Annotated in this window: 19 protein-coding genes; 16 read left to right on the forward strand and 3 right to left on the reverse strand. The window is 65.1% G+C overall.

The features are described from left to right. Positions 1–98: 98 nt before the first annotated feature. From PMO31116_RS24295 to PMO31116_RS17515, 16 genes are all read left to right on the forward strand, one after another. On the forward strand, positions 99–2480 hold the full coding sequence (locus PMO31116_RS24295) for a methyl-accepting chemotaxis protein (protein WP_150567842.1): 2382 nt from the start codon (positions 99–101) through the stop codon (positions 2478–2480). Positions 2481–2551: 71 nt separating this feature from the next. Next, positions 2552–4336 (forward strand): methyl-accepting chemotaxis protein, encoded by a 1785-nt coding sequence (locus PMO31116_RS24300; RefSeq protein ID WP_150567843.1) that lies wholly within the window; start codon positions 2552–2554, stop codon positions 4334–4336. Positions 4337–4520: 184 nt separating this feature from the next. Beyond that, complete coding sequence (locus tag PMO31116_RS17455) at positions 4521–6146, forward strand: methyl-accepting chemotaxis protein (protein ID WP_150567844.1); 1626 nt, start codon at positions 4521–4523, stop codon at positions 6144–6146. Between the two features lie 10 nt (positions 6147–6156). Beyond that, positions 6157–7101: a CheR family methyltransferase gene (locus tag PMO31116_RS17460; protein WP_150567845.1), complete on the forward strand. Its 945-nt coding sequence runs from the start codon at positions 6157–6159 to the stop codon at positions 7099–7101. A 1-nt stretch (position 7102) separates the two neighbouring features. Beyond that, entirely contained in the window at positions 7103–7777 is a 675-nt protein-coding gene (cheD, locus tag PMO31116_RS17465) for a chemoreceptor glutamine deamidase CheD (RefSeq protein ID WP_023872636.1), read from the forward strand. After that, the gene (locus tag PMO31116_RS17470) at positions 7774–8853 is read left to right on the forward strand and encodes a protein-glutamate methylesterase/protein-glutamine glutaminase (protein WP_150567846.1); all 1080 of its coding nucleotides are present in this window, start codon (positions 7774–7776) and stop codon (positions 8851–8853) included. Before cheD ends, PMO31116_RS17470 begins: the two co-directional genes overlap by 4 nt. 137 nt (positions 8854–8990) lie before the next feature. Beyond that, entirely contained in the window at positions 8991–9389 is a 399-nt protein-coding gene (gene cheY, locus PMO31116_RS17475; RefSeq protein ID WP_039413638.1) for a chemotaxis response regulator CheY, read from the forward strand. A 53-nt stretch (positions 9390–9442) separates the two neighbouring features. Further along, on the forward strand, positions 9443–10066 hold the full coding sequence (gene cheZ / locus PMO31116_RS17480) for a protein phosphatase CheZ (RefSeq protein WP_281350162.1): 624 nt from the start codon (positions 9443–9445) through the stop codon (positions 10064–10066). Positions 10067–10252: 186 nt separating this feature from the next. Next, complete coding sequence (gene flhB / locus PMO31116_RS17485; RefSeq protein ID WP_150567848.1) at positions 10253–11404, forward strand: flagellar biosynthesis protein FlhB; 1152 nt, start codon at positions 10253–10255, stop codon at positions 11402–11404. 3 nt (positions 11405–11407) lie between these two features. Then, the gene (flhA, locus tag PMO31116_RS17490) at positions 11408–13513 is read left to right on the forward strand and encodes a flagellar biosynthesis protein FlhA (RefSeq protein WP_145864844.1); all 2106 of its coding nucleotides are present in this window, start codon (positions 11408–11410) and stop codon (positions 13511–13513) included. Then, positions 13510–14778 (forward strand): flagellar biosynthesis GTPase FlhF, encoded by a 1269-nt coding sequence (gene flhF / locus PMO31116_RS17495; protein WP_150567849.1) that lies wholly within the window; start codon positions 13510–13512, stop codon positions 14776–14778. The genes flhA and flhF overlap by 4 nt, the downstream gene beginning before the upstream one ends. Then, on the forward strand, positions 14771–15616 hold the full coding sequence (locus PMO31116_RS17500; protein WP_150567850.1) for a MinD/ParA family ATP-binding protein: 846 nt from the start codon (positions 14771–14773) through the stop codon (positions 15614–15616). The genes flhF and PMO31116_RS17500 overlap by 8 nt, the downstream gene beginning before the upstream one ends. Before the next feature lie 37 nt (positions 15617–15653). Next, positions 15654–16382, forward strand: coding sequence for an RNA polymerase sigma factor FliA (locus PMO31116_RS17505; RefSeq protein WP_023598359.1), 729 nt, complete (start codon positions 15654–15656; stop codon positions 16380–16382). Between the two features lie 240 nt (positions 16383–16622). After that, positions 16623–17831, forward strand: coding sequence for a dynobactin maturation radical SAM/SPASM protein DynA (dynA, locus tag PMO31116_RS17510; RefSeq protein ID WP_150567851.1), 1209 nt, complete (start codon positions 16623–16625; stop codon positions 17829–17831). After that, complete coding sequence (dynB, locus tag PMO31116_RS24455; RefSeq protein ID WP_397273686.1) at positions 17828–18034, forward strand: dynobactin A family peptide antibiotic; 207 nt, start codon at positions 17828–17830, stop codon at positions 18032–18034. The genes dynA and dynB overlap by 4 nt, the downstream gene beginning before the upstream one ends. A 45-nt stretch (positions 18035–18079) precedes the next feature. Beyond that, positions 18080–18757, forward strand: coding sequence for a hypothetical protein (locus tag PMO31116_RS17515; protein ID WP_145864842.1), 678 nt, complete (start codon positions 18080–18082; stop codon positions 18755–18757). 113 nt (positions 18758–18870) lie between these two features. Here PMO31116_RS17515 and PMO31116_RS17520 read toward each other — a convergent pair whose 3' ends face one another. The 3 genes from PMO31116_RS17520 to flgA all read right to left on the reverse strand — a co-directional run bounded on the left by PMO31116_RS17520 (position 18871) and on the right by flgA (position 20838). Continuing rightward, positions 18871–19329: a flagella synthesis protein FlgN gene (locus PMO31116_RS17520; protein ID WP_150567852.1), complete on the reverse strand. Its 459-nt coding sequence runs from the start codon at positions 19327–19329 to the stop codon at positions 18871–18873. Next, on the reverse strand, positions 19326–19664 hold the full coding sequence (gene flgM, locus PMO31116_RS17525; RefSeq protein WP_150567853.1) for a flagellar biosynthesis anti-sigma factor FlgM: 339 nt from the start codon (positions 19662–19664) through the stop codon (positions 19326–19328). Before flgM ends, PMO31116_RS17520 begins: the two co-directional genes overlap by 4 nt. A 136-nt stretch (positions 19665–19800) precedes the next feature. Continuing rightward, complete coding sequence (gene flgA, locus PMO31116_RS17530; protein WP_174971427.1) at positions 19801–20838, reverse strand: flagellar basal body P-ring formation chaperone FlgA; 1038 nt, start codon at positions 20836–20838, stop codon at positions 19801–19803. Positions 20839–20928 lie beyond the last annotated feature (90 nt).

A 20928-nucleotide genomic window follows, 5' to 3' on the forward strand; every position in this document is an offset into this window, starting at 1 on the left:
CCGACGACATGACGTCGAACGTCGGCGCGGGACGAGACACCCGCGGCGCCACCTCACAGACATAACCCATTCACCCAACGTCCACGGAGACCGAGCAAGTGCGCGATAACCAGCCCGTTACCCAGAACGAATTCGTCATCGGCGAGCATCAGTACCTGATCTCACGGACGGATCTGAAGGGGCGGATCACGTATGCGAATCCCGCCTTCGTGGAGGTGAGCGGCTATTCGCGTGAGGAATTGCTGGGGTCGCCGCACAACATCGTGCGCCATCCGGACATGCCGCCCGAAGCGTTCGGCGATCTCTGGGAAACGGTCAAGCGCGGCGATACCTGGACCGGGCTGGTCAAGAATCGCCGCAAGAACGGCGACTTCTACTGGGTGCTGGCGACGGTCACGCCCACGATGGATAACGGCGCGGTCGTGGGATATACGTCCGTGCGGGTGCGCCCGGCAGCCGGTGCGACGGCGCAGGCCGAAGCCGTCTATGCGCGCTTTCGCAGTGGCCAGGCGGGCAACCTGCGTATTCGCGGCGGACAGGTGGAGCGCGGCGGCATTCACGCACTGCTGCGCAAGATCCGGCTGGACACGCTGCGCGCGCGCCTGACCGGCATCATCGTGCTCGGCGCGATTTTGCTCGCGCTCGTCGGCGGTCTCGGCCTGTGGGGGGTGTCGAGCAGCAACGACAAACTGCTCAGGGTGTATCAGAACGGCATGGTGCCGGTGGCTACGCTGGGTGCGATCGGACAGAAGCTCGACCGCGACGTGTTGCTCGTGGCCGAAGCCGTGGGCAGCCCGAACCTCGATGCGATGAAGCGCGCGGGCGACGAAATTGCCAGCAGCCTCGACGAACTCAACCGCCAATGGGCGGAATACATGAAGACGGCCGATCCGGGCACACGGGCGCAGGCCGAGCGATTCGACGTGATCCGCCAGCGGTTCACCACCGACGGTCTTCTGCAGACGGTGGAGATGCTGCGCGCCGGCTCCGCCGAGGGTGCCCAGCAAACGTATCTGGAGAAAGTGAAGCCGGCGTACGGCCCGATGCGCGACGAGCTCAACGCGCTCACGCGCCTGGAGCTCACCCAGGCGACCGATCTGTACCAGCACGCGCAGAAGGAACACACGATCGTGCGTGTGGCGACGGCCGTCGCGGTCGTCGGCGGCATCGTCGTGCTGTTCCTGCTCGGCAGCGTCCTGCGGCGCGCGATCAATCACCCGCTGCGCGTCGCGCTCTCCATGTCCAAGCAGATCGCCGCCGGCGACCTGACCGGCAGGGCCGAGAGCATGGGGCGGGACGAGATCGGCCAATTGCTGTTCGGGCTGTCGGTCATGAAGAACAGCCTGCTCTCGATCGTCTCGGACGTGCGCGAGGGCATCGACTCGATCAACATCGCCTCGCGAGAGATTGCGGCGGGCAATACGGATCTTTCCGCCCGCACGGAGCAGCAGGCCGCGTCGCTCGAACAGACGGCGTCGTCGATGGAAGAGCTCACGGCCACGGTCAAGCAGAACGCCGACAACGCCAAACAGGCGAGCGCGCTGGCCGTCAATGCCTCGGAGATCGCCGCGCGCGGCGGCCAGGTGGTCGGCAACGTGGTCGACACCATGCAGGGCATCTCGTCGAGCTCGCACAAGATCGTCGACATTATCAGCGTGATCGAGGGCATTGCCTTCCAGACCAATATTCTCGCGCTCAATGCCGCAGTGGAAGCGGCGCGCGCGGGCGAGCAGGGGCGCGGCTTCGCGGTGGTGGCGGGCGAAGTGCGCACGCTGGCGCAACGCAGCGCGGCGGCGGCCAAGGAAATCAAGGTGCTGATCGAAGACTCGGTCGGGCGCGTGGAAAACGGCTCGGCGCTGGTGGCGCAGGCCGGCAAGACGATGGACGAGATCGTGCAGGCCGTGCAACGCGTGACGGACATCATGGGCGAGATCTCGGCGGCGTCGGCCGAACAGTCGAGCGGTATCGAGCAGGTCAATCGCGCCGTGACGCAGATGGACGAAGTCACGCAGCAGAACGCGGCGCTGGTCGAGGAGGCCGCGGCAGCGGCCGGCTCGCTCGAAGACCAGGCGCATCGACTGCGCGACGCCGTATCGGTGTTCCGCGTTGGCGACAGCCTCAAGGCGGCCGGGGCGACCGGCGCCGCGGGCGCGACTCACGGCGCAGCGGCGACGCATTCGTCCGCCCGTGCGGTGCAGACGACTCAGATCAATCAGGCGCATCAGGGAAAGAGCGTCGCAGTGGCAACGCAGGCGGCGCCCGCCGCCGCGCCGGCCCGCGCGAGCGCGGGGGGCGGCGCTTCACGCACGGCCACACGCCGTCCGCAGGCGCCCGCCGCACCGGCCGCATCCGCAGCATCTGCCGCGGACGCACAGGTGCTGCAACTGGCGGAGCGTCGCGGCAAGACTTCGGCAGGTGGGGCCGCGGGGGTGGCTTCGGGCGCCAAGGCGAGCGACCCGGGCGATTGGGAAGAATTTTGACGGTTCGTTGATTCGGAAAGTTGGAATGGGTACACCGGCGGTGAGCCGGTCTTCAGGGGGTAGAGGTCGTTATGTTTAAGAATGTCACCATCCGGGCCCGGCTGACGCTGGCGCTTGGACTCTTCATGGTGCTGCTGGTCGTCGGCGCCGCAGTGGGCCTCGTGTCGCTGCGACAGAGCAACGCCTCGTTGCAGGATATCTATTCCAACGACATGGCGTCATCGCGTTCGCTCGCGCAGACCACCATCTCGACGCAGGCGGCGCGTGTGACGCTCTCTCGCATCGAGTTCATTGCCGACCCGACCGAGATCAAGACGGCGATAGAGAGCGTTCGCACCAATCTCAAGAAAGCCGACGATGCGTGGGCCGCCTACGCGGCGCTGCCGATGAGCGAGGGCGAGAAGCCGCTCGCCGACGCCGTGATTGCGGCTCGCGGCAAGGTGACCAACGAGGGCATTCTTCCGGCACTCAAGGCCATCGAATCCGGCGACATCCCCGACTTCCACGCCAAGACGGTGATGGACGTGCCGCGTCTGTTCGCCGATTACACGAAGGCGATGACCGCGCTGGCCGACCTGCAGGTCAAGCGAGCCGAATCGCGTTACCTGACCGCCCAGACACGCTACACCATGGTGATGTGGATGGTCGGCATCGGCCTGGGCCTGGGCCTGATCGTCGGCTTGATTACGCAGATCACGCTCACGCGCGCCATCGTCGGCCCGATCGACGACGCGATCAAGCATTTCGAGAAGATCGCCAATGGCGACCTCACGCAACGCATCGACGTGTGGAACGACACCGAGACCGGCCGCCTGTTCAAGGGCGTGAAGCACATGCAGGAAAGCCTTGTGCGCACGGTGGCCGAAGTGCGCTCCGGCACCGAGTCGATTACCTCGGCCGCCCAGCAGATCGCCGCGGGCAACACCGATCTGTCGGCGCGCACCGAGCAGCAGGCTGCCTCGCTGGAAGAAACCGCCTCGTCGATGGAGCAACTCACGGCGACGGTTCGCCAGAACGCCGACAACGCGCGCCAGGCCAGCCAGCTCGCGGTCAACGCTTCCGAGATCGCCATGCGCGGTGGTCAGGTGTCGAGCCAGGTTGGCGAGACCATGGAGGGTATCTCCAGCAGCTCGAACAAGATCGTCGACATCATCAGCGTGATCGACGGCATCGCCTTCCAAACGAACATCCTGGCGCTCAACGCGGCGGTGGAAGCAGCGCGTGCGGGCGAGCAGGGTCGCGGTTTCGCGGTGGTGGCGGGCGAGGTGCGCACGCTGGCGCAACGCAGCGCGGCGGCGGCCAAGGAAATCAAGGCGCTGATCGAAGACTCGGCACGCCGCGTGCAGGACGGCACGGGCCTGGTTGCCCAGCAAGGTCAGACGATGGGCGAGATCGTGCAGGCGGTCAAGCGCGTGACGGACATCATGGGCGAGATCTCGGCGGCGTCGGCCGAACAGTCGAGCGGCATCGAGCAGGTCAACCGCGCGATCACCCAGATGGACGAAGTCACGCAGCAGAATGCCGCGCTGGTCGAGGAAGCCGCGGCGGCGGCCGGTTCGATGGAAGAGCAGGCCAACCGCCTGAAGTCGGTCGTTTCGGTGTTCCGTCTGGATGCGTCGCAGGCAGCGTCGGCCCATGCGGCGCCCGCGCTGGCGGCGCTGCCCGCTGCGCGCCCGGCGGTGAAGCGGTCGGCCGCCACCGCCGCTCCGGCGGCCACGGCCGCACAGGCAGCGACCCCGAGCCCGGCGCCAGTGGCCAAGGCGGCCCCGGCGCCGCTGCGCAAGCCGGCACCGGCCGCGCCGGCCGCCGCTCGCACGGGCACGGACGACGCAAACGGCGACTGGGAAACCTTCTGATCGCGTGACGGGCGTCGCGCGGGCGACGCCCTGGCAACACCCTACAGGAACGGTGCACGTGTTCCGCCCGGCATGGTCCGGACTCGCGAGATACGTGTCGGCAAGTGGCAACAATCGTAAGACAAGCGCCTTCGCGCGCCGCACATCGATGCGGCGCCAGGGCGTGGGTAGTGGAGGTAACACCATGATGCAGTTGAGTCTCAAGGCAAAACTCTGGTCCGCGCTGGCGCTGATGTGGCTGGGGCTGTTGATTCTCGGCGGCTGGGCTGCCTGGCACGAGCGTGACACGATGATGACGGAGCGGCGGGCTTCGGTGGAAAACATCGTCACGAGCGCCGACGGCATCGTGCGCGATTACGCGGCACAGGCGGCGGCGGGCAAGATCAGTGTCGACGAGGCGAAGCAGCAGGCCATGGCGCGGCTCAAGTCCATGCGTTACGGCGACAGCGGCTATCTGGTCATCTTCAATTCGAAGCCGGTCGTGCTCATGCACCCGACGCTCGCCGATCTGGTGAACCGTGACGTCTCCAACTACAAGGACTCGAACGGCAAGCTGCTCTTCGTCGAGATGGCCCGCGTGGCCAAGGAGAAGGGGGCGGGCTTCGTCGAGTATTACGGGCGCATGCCCAACAGCGAGAAGCGCCTCGCGAAAGTCTCGTTCGTGAAGTACTACGCGCCGTGGGACTGGGGATTGATGAGCGGCGTCTACGTGCAGGACGTGGACGAGGCGTTCTACGCCACGTTGGCCCGCTATGGCATTGCGTTGCTCGCGATCGGCATCGTCGTCACGATCGCCATGATGGCGATCATCCGCAACGTTCAGCGCAGCCTCGGCGGCGAGCCCGAGTACGCGTCGGAGATCGCGCATCGCATTGCCGGCGGCGATCTGCACAGTCCGGTGACGGTGGCGCCGGGCGACACCACGAGCCTGCTCTACGCCATGCAGCGCATGCAGCAAACGCTGGCCGACACCATCGGACAGATTCGGCAGGGCACCGAGTCGATCACCACGGCCGCACACGAGATCGCGGCGGGTAACACGGATCTGTCGGCACGCACCGAACAGCAGGCCGCCTCGCTGGAAGAAACCGCCTCGTCGATGGAACAGCTCACGGCGACCGTCAAGCAGAACGCCGACAACGCGCGCCAGGCGAGCCAGCTCGCCGTCAATGCCTCGGAGATCGCCCTGCGCGGCGGTCAGGTCTCGGGTCAGGTCGGCGAGACCATGGACGGCATCTCCAGCAGCTCGAGCAAGATTGTCGACATCATCGCCGTGATCGACGGCATTGCCTTCCAGACCAACATTCTCGCGCTCAATGCCGCGGTGGAAGCGGCGCGCGCGGGCGAGCAGGGGCGCGGCTTCGCGGTGGTGGCGGGCGAGGTGCGCACGCTGGCGCAACGCAGCGCGGCAGCGGCCAAGGAAATCAAGGCGCTGATCGAAGACTCGGCACGCCGCGTGCAGGACGGCACGGCGCTCGTGGCCGAGCAGGCTCGTACCATGGACGAGATCGTGCAGGCGGTCAAACGCGTGACGGACATCATGGGCGAGATCTCGGCGGCGTCGGCCGAACAGTCGAGCGGTATCGAGCAGGTCAATCGCGCAGTGGCGCAAATGGATGAAGTCACGCAGCAGAACGCCGCGCTGGTGGAGCAGGCCGCGGCTGCGGCCGCGGCGATGGAGTCGCAGGCCCATGACCTGCGTGTAGCCGTATCGGTATTCCAGACCGGCAACACCGGCACGGGCGGCAATGTGCATGCAATGCGAAGCGCACATCGCGACCCGGCGCCGACATTGGCGCGCGCCGCCTGAGTGAGCGACCATGACTGATTCGCGCAACAACGTACCGTTCTCGCGTCGGGGGGCCGTGGGCGCCGGCGCGGACGATGGCGGCTCGCGCAGCGCGGAATTCGCGCGCGCCAGCGGTGCGGCCCTCTCGGGCGAGCGCGATTTCTCATTCTCGCTGGCCGACTTCGGCCGCATCCGAAATCTGATCTATCAACGCGCGGGGATCGCCCTGGCGGAGCACAAGCGCGAGATGGTGTACAGCCGGATCGCGCGACGCCTGCGTGCGCTTGGCATGACGAGCTTCACCGAATATCTCGACATGCTCGAGGCCGATACCGGCGACGCCGAGTGGGAGTCGTTCACCAACGCGCTGACCACGAACCTCACATCGTTCTTCCGCGAGTCGCACCACTTCCCTCTGCTGGCCGATTTCGTGCGCAACCGCGCCAAGCCGATCTCGATCTGGTGCTGCGCGGCGTCGACGGGCGAGGAGCCGTATTCCATCGCGATGACGCTGGTCGATACGCTGGGCACGCGTCCGAACGCGAGCGTGCTGGCCACCGATGTCGACACGCAGGTGCTCGCGCGAGCGTCGGCAGCGGTCTACAACGGCGAGCAGACCGGCAAACTCACGCAGGAGCAGTTGCGCCGCCACTTCCTGCGCGGCACCGGCGCGAATGCGGGCAAGATCAAGGTGCGCCCGGAGCTGCAGCAACTTGTGACGTTCGAGCCGCTGAATCTGCTCGCGCCGTCGTGGCAGATCGGCGGTCCGTTCGACGTGATTTTCTGTCGCAACGTGATGATCTATTTCGACAAGGCCACGCAGGCGCGCATTCTCGAGCGCTTCGTGCCCTTGCTCAAGCCGGACGGCCTGCTCTTCGCGGGCCATTCCGAGAACTTCACCTACGTGAGCCGGGCGTTCCGTCTGCGGGGGCAGACCGTGTACGAACTGGCAGGCGCGGGCGCACGGGGAGCTTGATATGGCGCAGCCACTGGCGGAAGCTCTCGCGACCAACCATTACTTCGACAACCAGTTCAATACGCCGGCGGTCAAGCTGTTGCCGTCCGAGTATTTCGTCACGACCGAAGACATCATGCTCGTGACGGTGCTTGGCTCGTGCGTGGCGGCGTGCGTGCGCGACACGGTCACCGGCATCGGCGGCATGAATCACTTCATGCTGCCCGACGACGGCGAGAGCGAGCGCGAGCGCATTCTCTCGGCGTCAATGCGCTATGGCGCCTACGCCATGGAAATGCTCATCAACGAGCTGATCAAGCTCGGCGCGCGACGTGAACGTCTCGAGGCGAAAGTCTTCGGCGGCGGTGCGGTGCTCGCGGGCATGACCACACTGAACATCGGCGATCGCAACGCGAATTTCGTGTTGCGCTATCTCGAGATGGAGCAGATTCGCGTAACTGCGCAGGATCTGCTCGGACCCCATCCGCGCAAGGTGTGCTTTCTGCCGCGCACCGGGCGGGTGATGGTCAAGAAGCTGGGCGACCGGGGAGATCCGGCCATCGTCCAGCGCGAACAGGCGTACGCGCAGCGTTTGCGCGCACGCGAAGTACGGGGTTCCGTAGAACTCTTTGCGCCACCGGCCAGAAATGCCAAGCCTCGGCCGGGGCCTGACAACCGACAAATGGAGGAGGCTTGAGCGAACCAATCAAAGTCCTGTGCGTGGACGATTCCGCACTCGTGCGCAGCCTGATGACCGAGATCATCAATGCACAACCGGACATGACCGTCGTGGCGACCGCACCCGACCCGCTCGTGGCGCGCGACCTGATCAAGCAACACAACCCGGACGTGCTCACGCTCGACGTCGAAATGCCGCGCATGGACGGCCTGGACTTCCTCGAGAAGCTCATGCGTCTGCGGCCGATGCCGGTGCTCATGGTGTCGTCGCTCACCGAGCGCGGCTCGGAGGTCACGCTGCGCGCGCTAGAACTCGGCGCGGTGGATTTCGTGACGAAGCCGCGTCTGGGCATTCGCGACGGCATGCTCGAATACGGCGAGATGATCGCCGACAAGATTCGCGCGGCGGCCCGCGCCCGCGTGCGCAGCGCCCCGCCCAAGAGCGCGGCGCCCGCGCCGGTCGAGGCCGCCCCGATGCTGCGCAACCCGCTGGTGTCGACCGAGAAGCTGATCATCATCGGCGCGTCGACAGGGGGCACCGAAGCGATTCGCGAAGTGCTCGTGCCGATGCCGCCCGATGCACCGGCGATTCTCATCACACAGCACATGCCGGCGGGCTTCACGAAGTCGTTCGCACAACGCCTGAACGGGCTTTGCCGCATCACCGTGAAGGAAGCCGAGCACGGCGAGCGGGTGTTGCCGGGGCACGCGTACATTGCCCCGGGCGGGGACACGCACCTGCAGCTCTCGCGCAGCGGTGCGAACTACGTGGCGTTGCTCGACCCGGCCCCGCCGGTGAATCGACATCGGCCATCGGTCGATGTACTCTTTCGCTCCGCGGCGGTGCACGCCGGGCGCAACGCGATCGGGGTGATCCTCACGGGCATGGGACGCGACGGTGCGGCCGGACTGGTCGAGATGCGCCGCGCCGGCGCCTACACGTTCGCCCAGGACGAAGCGAGCTGCATCGTGTTCGGCATGCCGCGCGAGGCCATCGCGATGGGCGGTGCGGAAGAAGTGGTCCCGCTGCACGAAATGGCGCGCAAAGTGCTTCATCAGGTCGCGAAATTTGGCGAACGCACGCAACGGGTATAGTAGGACGCCTTTTTGGCACCTTTTCGCCGTATGCTTCGCCTCGGATTGCGAGCACACTCAGGGCACTGAGTGATGGCGGATATTGCCCGTGAATATCGCCGGCATCCCAGCGGGATGTCGGCAGAATTGGAGTGATGATGGTAGACAAGAACATGAAATTCCTGGTCGTCGACGATTTTCCGACGATGCGACGCATTGTGCGAAATCTGCTCAAGGAGCTCGGCTTCTCCAATGTCGATGAAGCGGAAGACGGCGCGGCCGCCCTGGCCAAACTGCGTGGCGGCAATTTCGAATTCGTGGTCTCGGACTGGAACATGCCGAACATGGACGGCCTGACGATGCTCCAGCAGATCCGCGCCGACCCGAACCTCTCGAAGCTCCCCGTGCTGATGGTGACGGCCGAAGCCAAGAAGGAAAACATCATCGCCGCCGCCCAGGCCGGCGCGAGCGGGTACGTGGTCAAGCCGTTCACGGCCGCCACCCTCGACGAAAAGCTCGGCAAGATCTTCGAGAAAATGGAAAAAACGGGGGCCTGAGCGTGACCCACGACGCGAGCACTGAATGGCCGGGCGAGCCCGACGCCGCTTACGTGACCGGTGAAGCCGACCCGGCCGAGCGCATGCTCATGCGAATCGGGCAGCTCACGCGCATGTTGCGCGACAATCTGCGCGAACTCGGGCTGGACAAGCAACTCGAGCAGGCGGCCGAGGCGATTCCCGATGCCCGCGACCGTTTGAACTATGTGGCGTCGATGACCGAGCAGGCGGCCGTTCGCGCGCTCACGGCCATCGAACTGGCCAAGCCCATTCAGGACCGTCTCGAAGCGGACGCCACCGCGCTCGACGCGCGCTGGGCCAGGTGGTTCGACCAGCCGCTCGAGCTCGACGACGCGCGCGAGCTCGTTCAGGAGACGCGAACCTACCTGCGCCGCGTGCCCGACGACACCCGCGCGACCAACAACCACCTGATGGAAATCATGATGGCGCAGGACTTTCAGGATCTGACCGGACAGGTCATCAAGAAAGTCATGGAAGTGGTGCAGGAAATCGAAAAGCATCTGATCCAGACGCTGCTCGAGAACATGCCGCCCGAGAAGCGCAAGGAAGCGGAAGATTCCCTGCTCAACGGTCCGCAGATCAAGAAGGAAGGCCGTACGGATATCGTGTCCGATCAGGAGCAGGTCGACGACCTGCTCGCGAGTCTCGGCTTCTGAGGCCGACCCGCCCCGGACCCGCCGGCCCGCGTCGGCGGGTCCGGCGCCGGGCGCCTCGCGACGCTATTTTCACCGCCGGCGTGAAATACCGCCCAATCCCGCCTCTATTCCCCCCTTTGTGACTTGACCGTTACGGCCATAATCGGTCGCGATAGGGTGGGTTCGTCCGCCCGTTGTGGATAGGGCATGGCTGAGGATAGCGATCTCGAAAAGTCGGAACCAGCGTCCCCTCGGCGCCTTGAAAAGGCGCGCGAGGAGGGGCAGGTTGCGCGTTCGCGCGAGCTTTCCACGTTCGCTTTGCTGGCGGCCGGGGTCGCCGGTCTCTGGATGACGGCCGACCGGATCTCGCAGGGCTTCGGCCAGCTCATGCGCCGCGGCATGCAGTTCGAGCCGGGCACCGCCATGGACACCCGCCGCATGCTGTCCTATGCCGCGCATTCCGGCGCCGACGCCCTGATGACCATCGCGCCGCTGTTTGCCGTGCTGGTCATTGCCGCGATCGTCGCCCCGATGGCGCTGGGCGGCTGGCTGTTCACCACCCAATCGCTCGCGCCCAACTTCGGCCGCCTGAACCCCCTCAAGGGGCTGGGGCGCATGTTCTCGACGCAGGGGCTCGTCGAACTCGTCAAGGCCGTGGCAAAGACGCTGCTGGTCGGCGCCGTGGCCTACTGGGCCATCGCGCGTGACAAGGACGCCGTGATGGGGCTGATGACCCAGTCGCCGCGCGCGGCGCTGCCGTATGTGGGCGAGATGATCGTGGTGTGCTGCGCGTTCATCGTGGCGTCGCTGCTGCTGGTGGCGGCGATCGACGTGCCATACCAGCTCTGGCAGCACTACAAGAAGCTGCGCATGACCAAAGAGGAAGTGCGGCAGGAGAACAAGGAATCCGAGGGCGATCCGCACCTCAAGGCGCATATCCGACAGTTGCAGCGCCAGGCGGCGCGCCGTCGCATGATGCAGGACGTGCCCAAGGCCGACGTGATCGTGACCAACCCGACGCATTTTGCCGTCGCCCTGGAATACAAGGACAACATGCGCGCGCCGCGCGTGCTCGCCAAGGGCGTCGATCTCGTCGCACAGCGCATCCGCGAGATGGGCGCCGAGCACAACATTCCGATTCTCGAGGCTCCGCCGCTCGCCCGCGCGCTGCATCGTCACGTGGAGATCGGCCATGAAATCCCCGCCACCCTGTACACGGCCGTGGCCGAAGTCCTGGCGTGGGTGTTCCAGCTTCGCCGCTGGCGTACCGAGGGGGGGGCCGAGCCGCGCACCCCGTCGGACCTGCCGGTGCCGGTCGAGCTCGACGCGCCGCGGCGCGGCGGGCCGAAACGAGTGTAACGAATGAACCTGAACCCTCGCGCGAACCAGCTGCTGCGCTCGTCGCAACTGCTCCTCGGCGGCAACCTGAAGTCGCTGGCCGCCCCGGTGCTGATCATCATGATTCTGGGCATGATGATCCTGCCGTTGCCGCCGTTCATCCTGGATCTGCTGTTCACGTTCAACATCGCCCTGTCGGTGATGGTGCTGCTCGTGAGCATGTACACGCAAAAGCCGCTCGACTTCGCGGCGTTCCCGAGCGTGCTGCTGTTCTCCACGCTGCTGCGTCTGTCGCTGAACGTGGCGTCCACCCGCGTGGTGCTGCTCGAAGGTCACACCGGCCCCGACGCCGCCGGCAAGGTCATCGAGGCCTTCGGCCACTTCCTCGTGGGCGGCAACTATGCCGTCGGTATCGTGGTGTTCATCATCCTCGTGGTCATCAACTTCATGGTGATCACGAAGGGCGCCGGGCGTATCGCCGAAGTCGGCGCGCGCTTCACACTCGACGCCATGCCCGGCAAGCAGATGGCCATCGACGCCGATCTGAACGCCGGTCTCATCGGCGAGGAGGAGGCACGCAAGCGCCGCGCGGTGATCGCCCAGGAAGCCGACTTCTACGGCTCGATGGACGGTGCGTCGAAGTTCGTGCGCGGCGATGCTGTCGCCGGCCTGCTGATCATGCTCATCAACATCATCGGCGGCCTGATCGTGGGGGTGGTGCAACACAATCTCGATCTGGCCACGGCGGCGAAGAATTACACGCTGCTGACCATCGGTGACGGTCTCGTCGCGCAGATCCCGGCGCTGGTGATCTCGACGGCCGCCGGTGTGGTGGTCTCGCGCGTCGCGACCGACGAAGACGTCGGCCAGCAGGTCGTCTCGCAGCTGTTCAGCAATCCTCGCGTGCTGGGCATCACGGCGGCGATTCTCGGCCTGATGGGACTGATTCCGGGCATGCCGCACTTCGCCTTCCTGCTGCTGGCCGTCGGCCTGGGCGCGTTGGCCCGCTGGCAGTTCCGCCGTGCGGAAGCCGCCAGGCAACAGGCCGTGCGTCCGACGCCGGTGGCCGCATCCACGCCGGCCGAAGTGGCCGAGGCGTCGTGGGACGACGTGGCGCTCGTCGATCCGCTGGGGCTCGAAGTCGGCTATCGCCTGATTCCGCTGGTCGACCGCAACCAGGACGGGGAATTGCTCAAGCGCATCAAGGGCATTCGCAAGAAGTTCGCGCAGGAGATCGGCTTCCTGGCTCCGGTGGTGCATATTCGCGACAATCTGGAGCTGCGCCCGAACCAGTATCGAATCACGCTAAAGGGCGTGATCATCGGCGAGGGCGACGCCTATCCGGGACAGCTGCTCGCGATCGATCCGGGGCAGGTCAGCGCGCCGCTGCAGGGCACGCCCACGCGCGATCCGGCTTTCGGCCTGCCCGCCACGTGGATCGACGTGGGCCAGCGCGATCAGGCGCAGGCGTATGGCTACACCGTGGTCGATGCGGGCACCGTGGTGGCCACGCACCTGAATCACCTGATCAACGCGCACGCCCACGAACTGCTCGGCCGTCAGGAAGTGCAGCAGCTCATCGAGCGCATCGGCAAGGACGCGCCGAAGCTCATCGAAGACCTGGTGCCCAAGACGATCGCGCTCACCACGCTTCAGAAGGTGCTGCAGAACCTGCTCGAGGAGCAGGTGCCGATTCGCGACATGCGCACCATCATCGACACCATCGCCGAGCACGGCGCGCGCGTGCAGGATCCCTACGAACTCACGGCGCTGGTGCGCCTGTCGCTGGGCCGGGCGATCACGCAGAGCGTGTTCCCGGGCAACGGCGATCTCGAAGTGGTGGGGCTCGACGCCAATCTCGAACGCATTCTCACGCAGGCGTTGTCCGCCGGCGGCGGTACCGGTCTCGAGCCGGGCCTCGCGGACACGTTGCTGCGCGAAACCCAGGCTGCCGTGTCGCGTCAGGAGCGACAGGGCTTGCCACCCGTCTTGCTGGTTCAACATCCGCTGCGTTCGCTGCTCTCGCGCTTCCTGCGCCGCAGCCTGCCGCAGCTCAAGGTTTTGTCGTATGCGGAAGTGCCTGACACACGCAACGTGAAAATGACGGCACTCATCGGAGGTCAAGCGTGAAGATTCGGAAATTCTTTGCGGGCACGTGCCGCGACGCACTGCGCCAGATTCGCGAGGAAATCGGACCCGATGCGGTCGTGTTGTCCAATCGCTCGGTCGCCAACGGCGTGGAAATCGTGGCGTTGGCGGAGGAGGATCTGGACGTGCTAGCGAGCGGCGATCTGCCCACGCATCGTCCGCGTCCACGTCAGGCCGCGCCGGTCGTGCCTGCCGTGCCGGCAGCGTCGGTCATGGGCGCGCACGACGCCGCGGCGGCGAGCGCGTTCGCGCAAAGCATGATGGGCGAGCTCCAGACCATGCGCGGTCTGCTCGAAGAGCAGGTGGCCGGATTGGTCTGGAACGACAAGCAACGCCGTTCGCCGGCGCAGGGCGAGATCCTGCGCACGCTGCTTGCCGCCGGCTTTTCGGCGCAGCTGGGTCGCGCGTTGCTCGAGCATCTGCCCGAGGGCGGCGATCGCGAGAGCGGTCTGGAATGGGTCAAGAGCGCGCTCACGCGCAACCTGCCCGTCATGCCGAACGAAGACGAACTGATGGATCGCGGTGGCGTGTATGCGCTGATGGGGCCGACCGGCGTTGGCAAGACCACGACCACGGCCAAGCTCGCGGCGCGTTGCGTGATGCGTCATGGCGCCGAGAAGCTCGCCTTGCTCACGACCGACAGTTATCGTATCGGCGGCCATGAGCAGCTTCGCATCTACGGCAAGATTCTCGGCGTGACGGTGCATGCGGTGAAAGACGCCACTGACCTGCGTTTGGCGCTGACCGAGCTGCGCAACAAGCACATGGTGCTGATCGATACGGTGGGCATGAGCCAGCGCGATCGCACCGTGCCCGAGCAGGTGGCGATGCTGTGCGGAGCGGAAACGCCGGTGCAGCGACTGCTGCTGCTCAACGCCACGAGTCACGGCGACACGCTCAACGAAGTCGTGCATGCCTATCGCAGCGCGAGCGCGGAGGGGGGCGGCGATCTGGCCGGGTGTATCCTGACGAAACTCGACGAGACGACCAACCTGGGATCGGTGCTCGACACGGTCATTCGTCACCGGTTGCCGGTGCATTACGTCTCCACGGGACAGCGGGTGCCCGAGAACCTGCACGTGGCCGACAAGCAATTCCTGATCGAGACGGCGCTCTCGGCGCCGGTGACCGGCTCGCCGTTCGTGCCGGCCGAAGAGGACTTGCCGGCCGTGGTGCGCGGGGTCGATCCCAACTACAGCGGGTTGTTCGCGCCCGCGCAACCTTCAGGCGAGGCCTGCTTTGGTTAAACTCGTACTCGATCAAGCGGAGGGACTGCGCCGGCTCGTGGCGCGCCATGCCACGCGCATCGTCGCGGTGGTGGGAAGTACGCCTGAAGCCGGTCAGACGAGTGTTGCCCTGAATCTGGCCAGCGCGCTGGCCCATCATGGTCAGGATGTGGTGCTGGCCGACGAGAGCGGTCACGCCGCGCCGGCGCTGGGCCTGCCGTTGAGAGGCGACATTCACGACGTGCTCGTGGGGCGGGTCGCACCGGAGTCGATTCGGGTATCCACGCGCGATAACGTGGCGTTGGTGCCGGTCGCGCACCGGCATCCCGAGCGCATCGATCCGGCGCGCGCATTGCCGCTGCTGACGATGGGGGAACCGGACGTGGTGGTCATCGACTGCACGCATGCGGGTGCGCTGCTCAGTCCGCTCGCGGCGCATGCGCACGACGTGCTGGTGGTGCTGGGGCGCGAGCCGGCATCGATCACGGGGGCGTATTCGTGGATCAAGCGGGCGCATTTCGAATATGCGCTGGCGCAGTTCCGGGTGGTGGTGAACCGGGCGGAGGATATGGAGGCGCGCGTCGTGTGCCGCAATCTGGCCACGACGGCGAGTCGTTATCTGGCGGTATCGCTGGAGCTGGCCGGTCACGTACCGGCGGACCGCCAGGTCGTGCGGGCGCGGCAGCTCGCGCGCACCGTTGTGGATGCGTTTCCGATGGCGCCGGCGGCGATCGCGTATCGTCAGTTGGCGGCACAGGTCACGCATTGGCCGTTGGCGGTGCGTGAGTCGGGCCCGGCGGCGCTGGGCGGCGGCGAGTTGACGCACGGTGTGGGCGCGCTCAGCGCGCACACGGTCTGAGCGTTACGGCACGCGTCGAGAGGAAGCGGAGGGAAACATGTATACCGCGCGCGGGAAGGTCGACACGAACGACACGCTGACCCAATACGCGCCGTTGGTGCGCCGTCTGGCGCTGCAATTGATGGCGAAGCTGCCGGCGAGCGTCGAGCTGGAGGATTTGATTCAGGCCGGCATGCTGGGGCTGCTCGATGCAGCGAACCGGTACCAGGAGACGCAGGGCGCGCAGTTCGAGACGTACGCGAGTCAGCGCATTCGTGGCGCGATGCTCGACGAGTTGCGCGAGCTGGACTGGGCGTCACGCGGTATCCGCAAGACAGCGCGTCAGATCGAGCAGGCGGTGCAGCGGTTGGAGCAGCGTCTGGGCCGGGGGCCGTCGGAGAGTGAGATTGCGGGCGAGATGTCCATCGGGCTGTCCGAGTATCAGCAGATGCTGCAGGACGTGCATGGCTGCCAGCTGATCTATTACGAGGACTTCGAATCGGCGGATGAAGAGCCGTTCATCGACCGCATCTGTTCCGATCCGGGCGCGGATCCGCTGACGATGCTGCTCGACGAGGGCCTTCGCGGCGGGGTGGTCGATGCCATCGACCGATTGCCCGATCGCGAGAAGCTGCTGATGAGCCTGTATTACGAGCAGGGGCTGAATCTGCGCGAAATCGGTGCGGTGCTGGAAGTCAGCGAGTCACGTGTGTGCCAGTTGCACAGTCAGGCGATTTCGCGCTTGCGGGCGACGCTGCGTGAAAAGGCCTGGACGTCGGCGAGCTGACCGACCCTCCAAAGGCGGAAGCGGCGCCGTCAGGCCCCGTCTGAAAACCCTCGGTGAAGCGATAGCTCCCGAGGGTTTTTTTGTGTCTCAACTACGCATATCTACTGCTTTTGAGTGGCAGCACAACGGAATTTTCCCAACACCTTTGTCGCCGTGCCAGCGCTATTCTGCCTGCTACGGCAAAGCAGCCCCCGATGCTCGTGTCGGCCGTCCATCAGGCGATTGATAAGGGAGGGAGGCATGCGGCTGGTCAACGTGATCAAACCCACGCACATCTGCAATTTGGCGTGCACATACTGCTACAACGATGATGTTCGCAGGCCAATCATGGACACGGAAACGTTGTTCATCACGATTCGCGAAACGCTGGCGCTGGCGCGACATCAGAAGATTGTCGATGAGGTTGACTTTATCTGGCACGGCGGTGAGCCGCTCGTCGCTGGGCGAGACTTTTTTCGAAAGATCATTGAATTTCAATCCGAGCTCGCCGATGGCATTCGTTTCACGAACAGCGTGCAGACGAACGGCACGCTACTGGATAGCACATGGGCCAAGCAATTCGCAGACGATGGCTTTGATGTGAGCTTGTCGCTGGATGGTCCCGCGGAGATCAATGATCGTTTCCGTACTTATCGATCGGGAGCCGGTTCGTTCGAGAATACCTGGAAGGCCATTGAAGCGTTGCGCGCCGTCGGGTTGAATCCAGGCGTATGCGTTGTACTCACTCAGGCAACGATGAATCGGACAACGGAAATCATTGATTTCCTTTTCAAGCACCAATTGGGGTTCAACGTAATACCGCTAACGCTTTCAGGCTCGGCCAGGGATCACTATGACCAGCTTGCGATCAGCCCGTCGGAATACGCCGCCGCTTGGAAATCAATGTACGACCGGTGGTTGAATGCGGGCGACGAGCGCTACGTCTACGGTCATGATTTCGTCGTGAAAACGAGAGCGATCCTCTACGGCAAGCCGGCAGACTGCATTGGGATGTCCAATTGTGCGGATTTCAACCTGTCGGTCGACCCTCTTGGCGACGTCTACCCATGCGCCTCGATGTCCGGAAATCCTGCCGCCAAGCTGGGCAATCTGAGAGATGCGACGCTGGTCGATATCGCCAACGCCCCGCGATCCATGGCATTTCGGACACGAAAAGTCGATCCGCAATGCGCGGCGTGCCGATGGCAACACGTTTGCCATGGCGGGTGCATGTCGAGAGCGTACAAGTTCCACGGAGACATTGGGACGCGAGACTTCTATTGCCCCGGATTATTCGAAATTTATGAGCACGTTGAGGGCCGTTTGATCGAGCGGTCCATCATTCCTGGCCGGAGGCACCGATGGCACATGACCGACGGAATTGATCCTTCCGCATTAGTGGCAAAACGAAATCCGTGCAAAGCATCCCCCCGCGTTATTCCCATTCACTCGATAGCGAGGACCAAATGAACAACCCCGAAACGCAGGATCTTACGTCCCCCCTGTGGAATTGCGCATTGCTGGATGCGTTTGGCGGTCAAGCGCGCGCCGAATTTGTTTCAGGGCAAGTCATTCCAAGTCGCTACCGGGACAGACTCGATCGAGAGTCGGTTTGCTCGTATCACTGGAACGGGAATGTCCACACCTATCACTACTTCAAGGAAGTTCGATAAGCGACGCGGCCTTTACGCGGTGACGATCCCCTGATTCGCGACCCCATGAGCAAAGACGGCTTTGCTTCCCGACAATGGCGTCTGTTCGTGATCGCATTCACGTCGTCTTTGCTTTTCCACATCATCATTGTCCTGTTCGTTCCATTCAGGGGGGCGCCGTGGATTCGCACAGGTGCCCCCCCGACCCTCACGGTGCATCTCGTCGCCGTTCCCGTCAGACAGGAGACGAACGACGCGGATGCGGGCGCGAACCCCTCCCGCCAGCGTTCGCCGCAACCTCCTGTTACGAAAAGACCACCCCGCAAGACGGGATCCGGGAATGGCGAACGGCGTGTGTCATCGCCGAAGCCCAGCGAGATTGTCGAGAGCACTCCTGCGCGCCCGCCGCTGAAGGATTGGAGAGACGCCGTGAATGACTCGGTTCGCGCTTCGTCCACCGCTGCGCAGGGCAGTAGCGCGGAGCAAGCCGTAATTCGTCAATCAAGCGTCGCCGCTGCTTCCGACAGACAGACACCGGACGTCATTGCGCAAGCGTTCGAACGTGCGCTCGGCAACGGGTGGCGTGCGGCGGGTCAGGTTTCCAGCGAAGTCAGAGCGGACGGCACCCGCGTTGAACGCATTCAAACACCGAGTGGCGCGTATTGCGTTCGAATATCGGGTCGAGTGGCGAGCTTTGATCCCTTCGGCAAGCAAGACCAGCCGCTTGTCGCTGTGAGGTGTTGACAGCGGGATTTACGAGCGACCGCCAATACAGGGGAGTTCGTTATTTTTTTCCGGAAGGCGGGATATGCCGCCAGGAGACACTCGCGATGAAGCCATCGCTGAAGCGCATTGCCTCAGGCCGTCACGCTTCCACCGCTTGAGCGCGGTGCGGTGCGGCCGTCGGGGCCGTAGAGAGGGGCGCTTTGTTGCGGCCCGTAGAGGACATTCAGCGCTTGCTGGGTGTAAGTCAGGCGCGTGCGGATCAGGACGCCGTTGGTGTCGTTCGCACGCTTGGCTTCGGCGGCCGCGGCGAGGAGCGCCTTCCATGCCGCATCCACCCGGGCGTCAGCGGCGGCGGCAGCTGTGGCCCCCGTCTCGTCGGGCGCATAACCCAGGGCTTCCAGCCGCGCGTCGCGCTCGCGACCGAGTGACGCCAGTTCGGCGACCGCTCGCGTCTTGCGCTCGGTCAGTTCCGGCAGCGTGTCCAGCGTACCGCTCACCAATGCCTGCTGTTCCTCGCCAAGCAACGCGGCGAACGCACCAATGGCGTTCGTCTCGACAGACAGGGCGTTCAGCAGGGCATCGATTGTCATGACTTCGATTGGGTGGAAAGCAGATCGCGAGCCGTCTGGATGACGCCGTCCGCAATCTTGGATGCATCGATGGCCAGCGTGCCGTCGGCAATCGCCTGCTTGATCGCCGCCACCTTCGCAACGTCGATGTCCGCCGATCCCGTCTTGGCCAGCCCGGCCTGCAACGCGCGCATCTCCGACGACAAGGCGCTCGTGCTCACGCTCGCATCGCTGCCCGCGCTTGTCACGGACGCAGCAGGACCGTTGGCACTCGCAGTGCCAGACGTCGTCCGATCGGTGGTCGCCTTGTTCGCGCCAACGCCTTTCAGCGGATTGGCCGGTGGTTCGATTTTCATGTGCTTTCCCCAGAAACCTGCCTGTGTAACGGCATTATCCGCCATAACTTTAGGCAAGTAACATCCTGTTACCAGTTCAAGCGCCTGGGTGTGTTCTACAAATATTCAAAGACTTTCAATGAAAGTGTGCGCTCACTTATAGTGCAACTTCGACCTCGACGCCACCGCTCTTGCCGGTCTTGACCGTGCCGCTCACGACCTGCCCGGCGCGCGTGCGCACCTGCACCGGATCGCCGGCACTCGCGCGCGAAAGCACCTGGCCCTCGGTGCTGACTTCGAAGCCGGAGCCGCGCGAGACGACGCGCACCGTCTGTCCTTGCTGAACGGCAATCGCACTGCGCAGCAGATCGGAGCGGATCGGCAGGCCCGAGGTAATACGGTTCACGGCGACGGTGCCGACGATCTGGCTGGCGTCGGTGGCGACCGTGCGCGGCAGCAGCGTGAGGTCACCCTGGCGCGGCGAAAGATCGTTTGGCCCGATCGTCTCGCCGGGGTTGATCTGGCGCGCCGCCACGAAGTACGTGGCGGTGATGCTCACGCGGGCTTGCAAATATAGCGTCCACGGACGCTCGCCCGCGCAACGTACGCCAACCGTCGTCGAGCCCCAGAGGCGGGCACCGGGCGGCAGGAAGGGTTCGAGCGCCGTGCACGCCGGCATGCGGTCGGACACGGCGTCGCCCACGGTGATGTTCACGGCACCGGGCAGGCCGGTCGTCTGCTCGCGCAGAAAGCGCTCGGCCGTCTGGCGAATGACCTGGGTGTTCTGGAATTGGGCGTTGGCGGCGGGCATGGCCGGGGCGACCGGGGCGCCGGGACCCGCCATGGCCCCCCCCTGGGCCGGTGCACCCGGCTGAGGCGACGTGTTTATTGTCGCAACCGGACGCCCGACACTCGCCACATGCGTCGCAACACCGCCGGCGGCGTTGTTGCCGGGAATGACAATGGCGGCCGGTCCGAGCGTATTGCCCAGCGTTTGGGCAGCCGGATCGGTGGCGACGCCCGGGTTCGCGCTTGCCGCATGGACATCGCCCACGATGCCAACCGCCGCGAGGCTCAGCGTGGCGGCCACGACACCCGGAAACACGCGGGAAAACAGGGACGAGCGTCGACCGCGCAGCCATGTATGACGCGCGCGGGGGGCATTGGCGCTACCGCCGCCGAATTTGCCTGCCATGCTCACTCTCCTTGCGGCCGTCACCGGGAGGGCTTCCCGGGGTGCGGCGTTCAAACCACCTCGACGACTTCCCCATCGATCGTCGGCGTC

The sequence above is a fragment of the Pandoraea morbifera genome (genome assembly GCF_902459575.1).
GTDB classification, from domain to species: Bacteria; Pseudomonadota; Gammaproteobacteria; order Burkholderiales; family Burkholderiaceae; genus Pandoraea; species Pandoraea morbifera.

Coding starts and splice junctions, on each gene's coding strand:
- PMO31116_RS24300 (WP_150567843.1), top strand. CDS start 2,552: ATGTTTAAGAATGTCACCATCCGGGCCCGGCTGACGCTGGCGCTTGGA.
- PMO31116_RS17455 (WP_150567844.1), top strand. CDS start 4,521: ATGATGCAGTTGAGTCTCAAGGCAAAACTCTGGTCCGCGCTGGCGCTG.
- PMO31116_RS17460 (WP_150567845.1), top strand. CDS start 6,157: ATGACTGATTCGCGCAACAACGTACCGTTCTCGCGTCGGGGGGCCGTG.
- cheD (WP_023872636.1), top strand. CDS start 7,103: ATGGCGCAGCCACTGGCGGAAGCTCTCGCGACCAACCATTACTTCGAC.
- cheY (WP_039413638.1), top strand. CDS start 8,991: ATGGTAGACAAGAACATGAAATTCCTGGTCGTCGACGATTTTCCGACG.
- flhB (WP_150567848.1), top strand. CDS start 10,253: ATGGCTGAGGATAGCGATCTCGAAAAGTCGGAACCAGCGTCCCCTCGG.
- flhA (WP_145864844.1), top strand. CDS start 11,408: ATGAACCTGAACCCTCGCGCGAACCAGCTGCTGCGCTCGTCGCAACTG.
- PMO31116_RS17505 (WP_023598359.1), top strand. CDS start 15,654: ATGTATACCGCGCGCGGGAAGGTCGACACGAACGACACGCTGACCCAA.
- dynA (WP_150567851.1), top strand. CDS start 16,623: ATGCGGCTGGTCAACGTGATCAAACCCACGCACATCTGCAATTTGGCG.
- dynB (WP_397273686.1), top strand. CDS start 17,828: ATGAACAACCCCGAAACGCAGGATCTTACGTCCCCCCTGTGGAATTGC.
- PMO31116_RS17515 (WP_145864842.1), top strand. CDS start 18,080: ATGAGCAAAGACGGCTTTGCTTCCCGACAATGGCGTCTGTTCGTGATC.
- PMO31116_RS17520 (WP_150567852.1), bottom strand. CDS start 19,329: ATGACAATCGATGCCCTGCTGAACGCCCTGTCTGTCGAGACGAACGCC.
- flgM (WP_150567853.1), bottom strand. CDS start 19,664: ATGAAAATCGAACCACCGGCCAATCCGCTGAAAGGCGTTGGCGCGAAC.
- flgA (WP_174971427.1), bottom strand. CDS start 20,838: ATGGCAGGCAAATTCGGCGGCGGTAGCGCCAATGCCCCCCGCGCGCGT.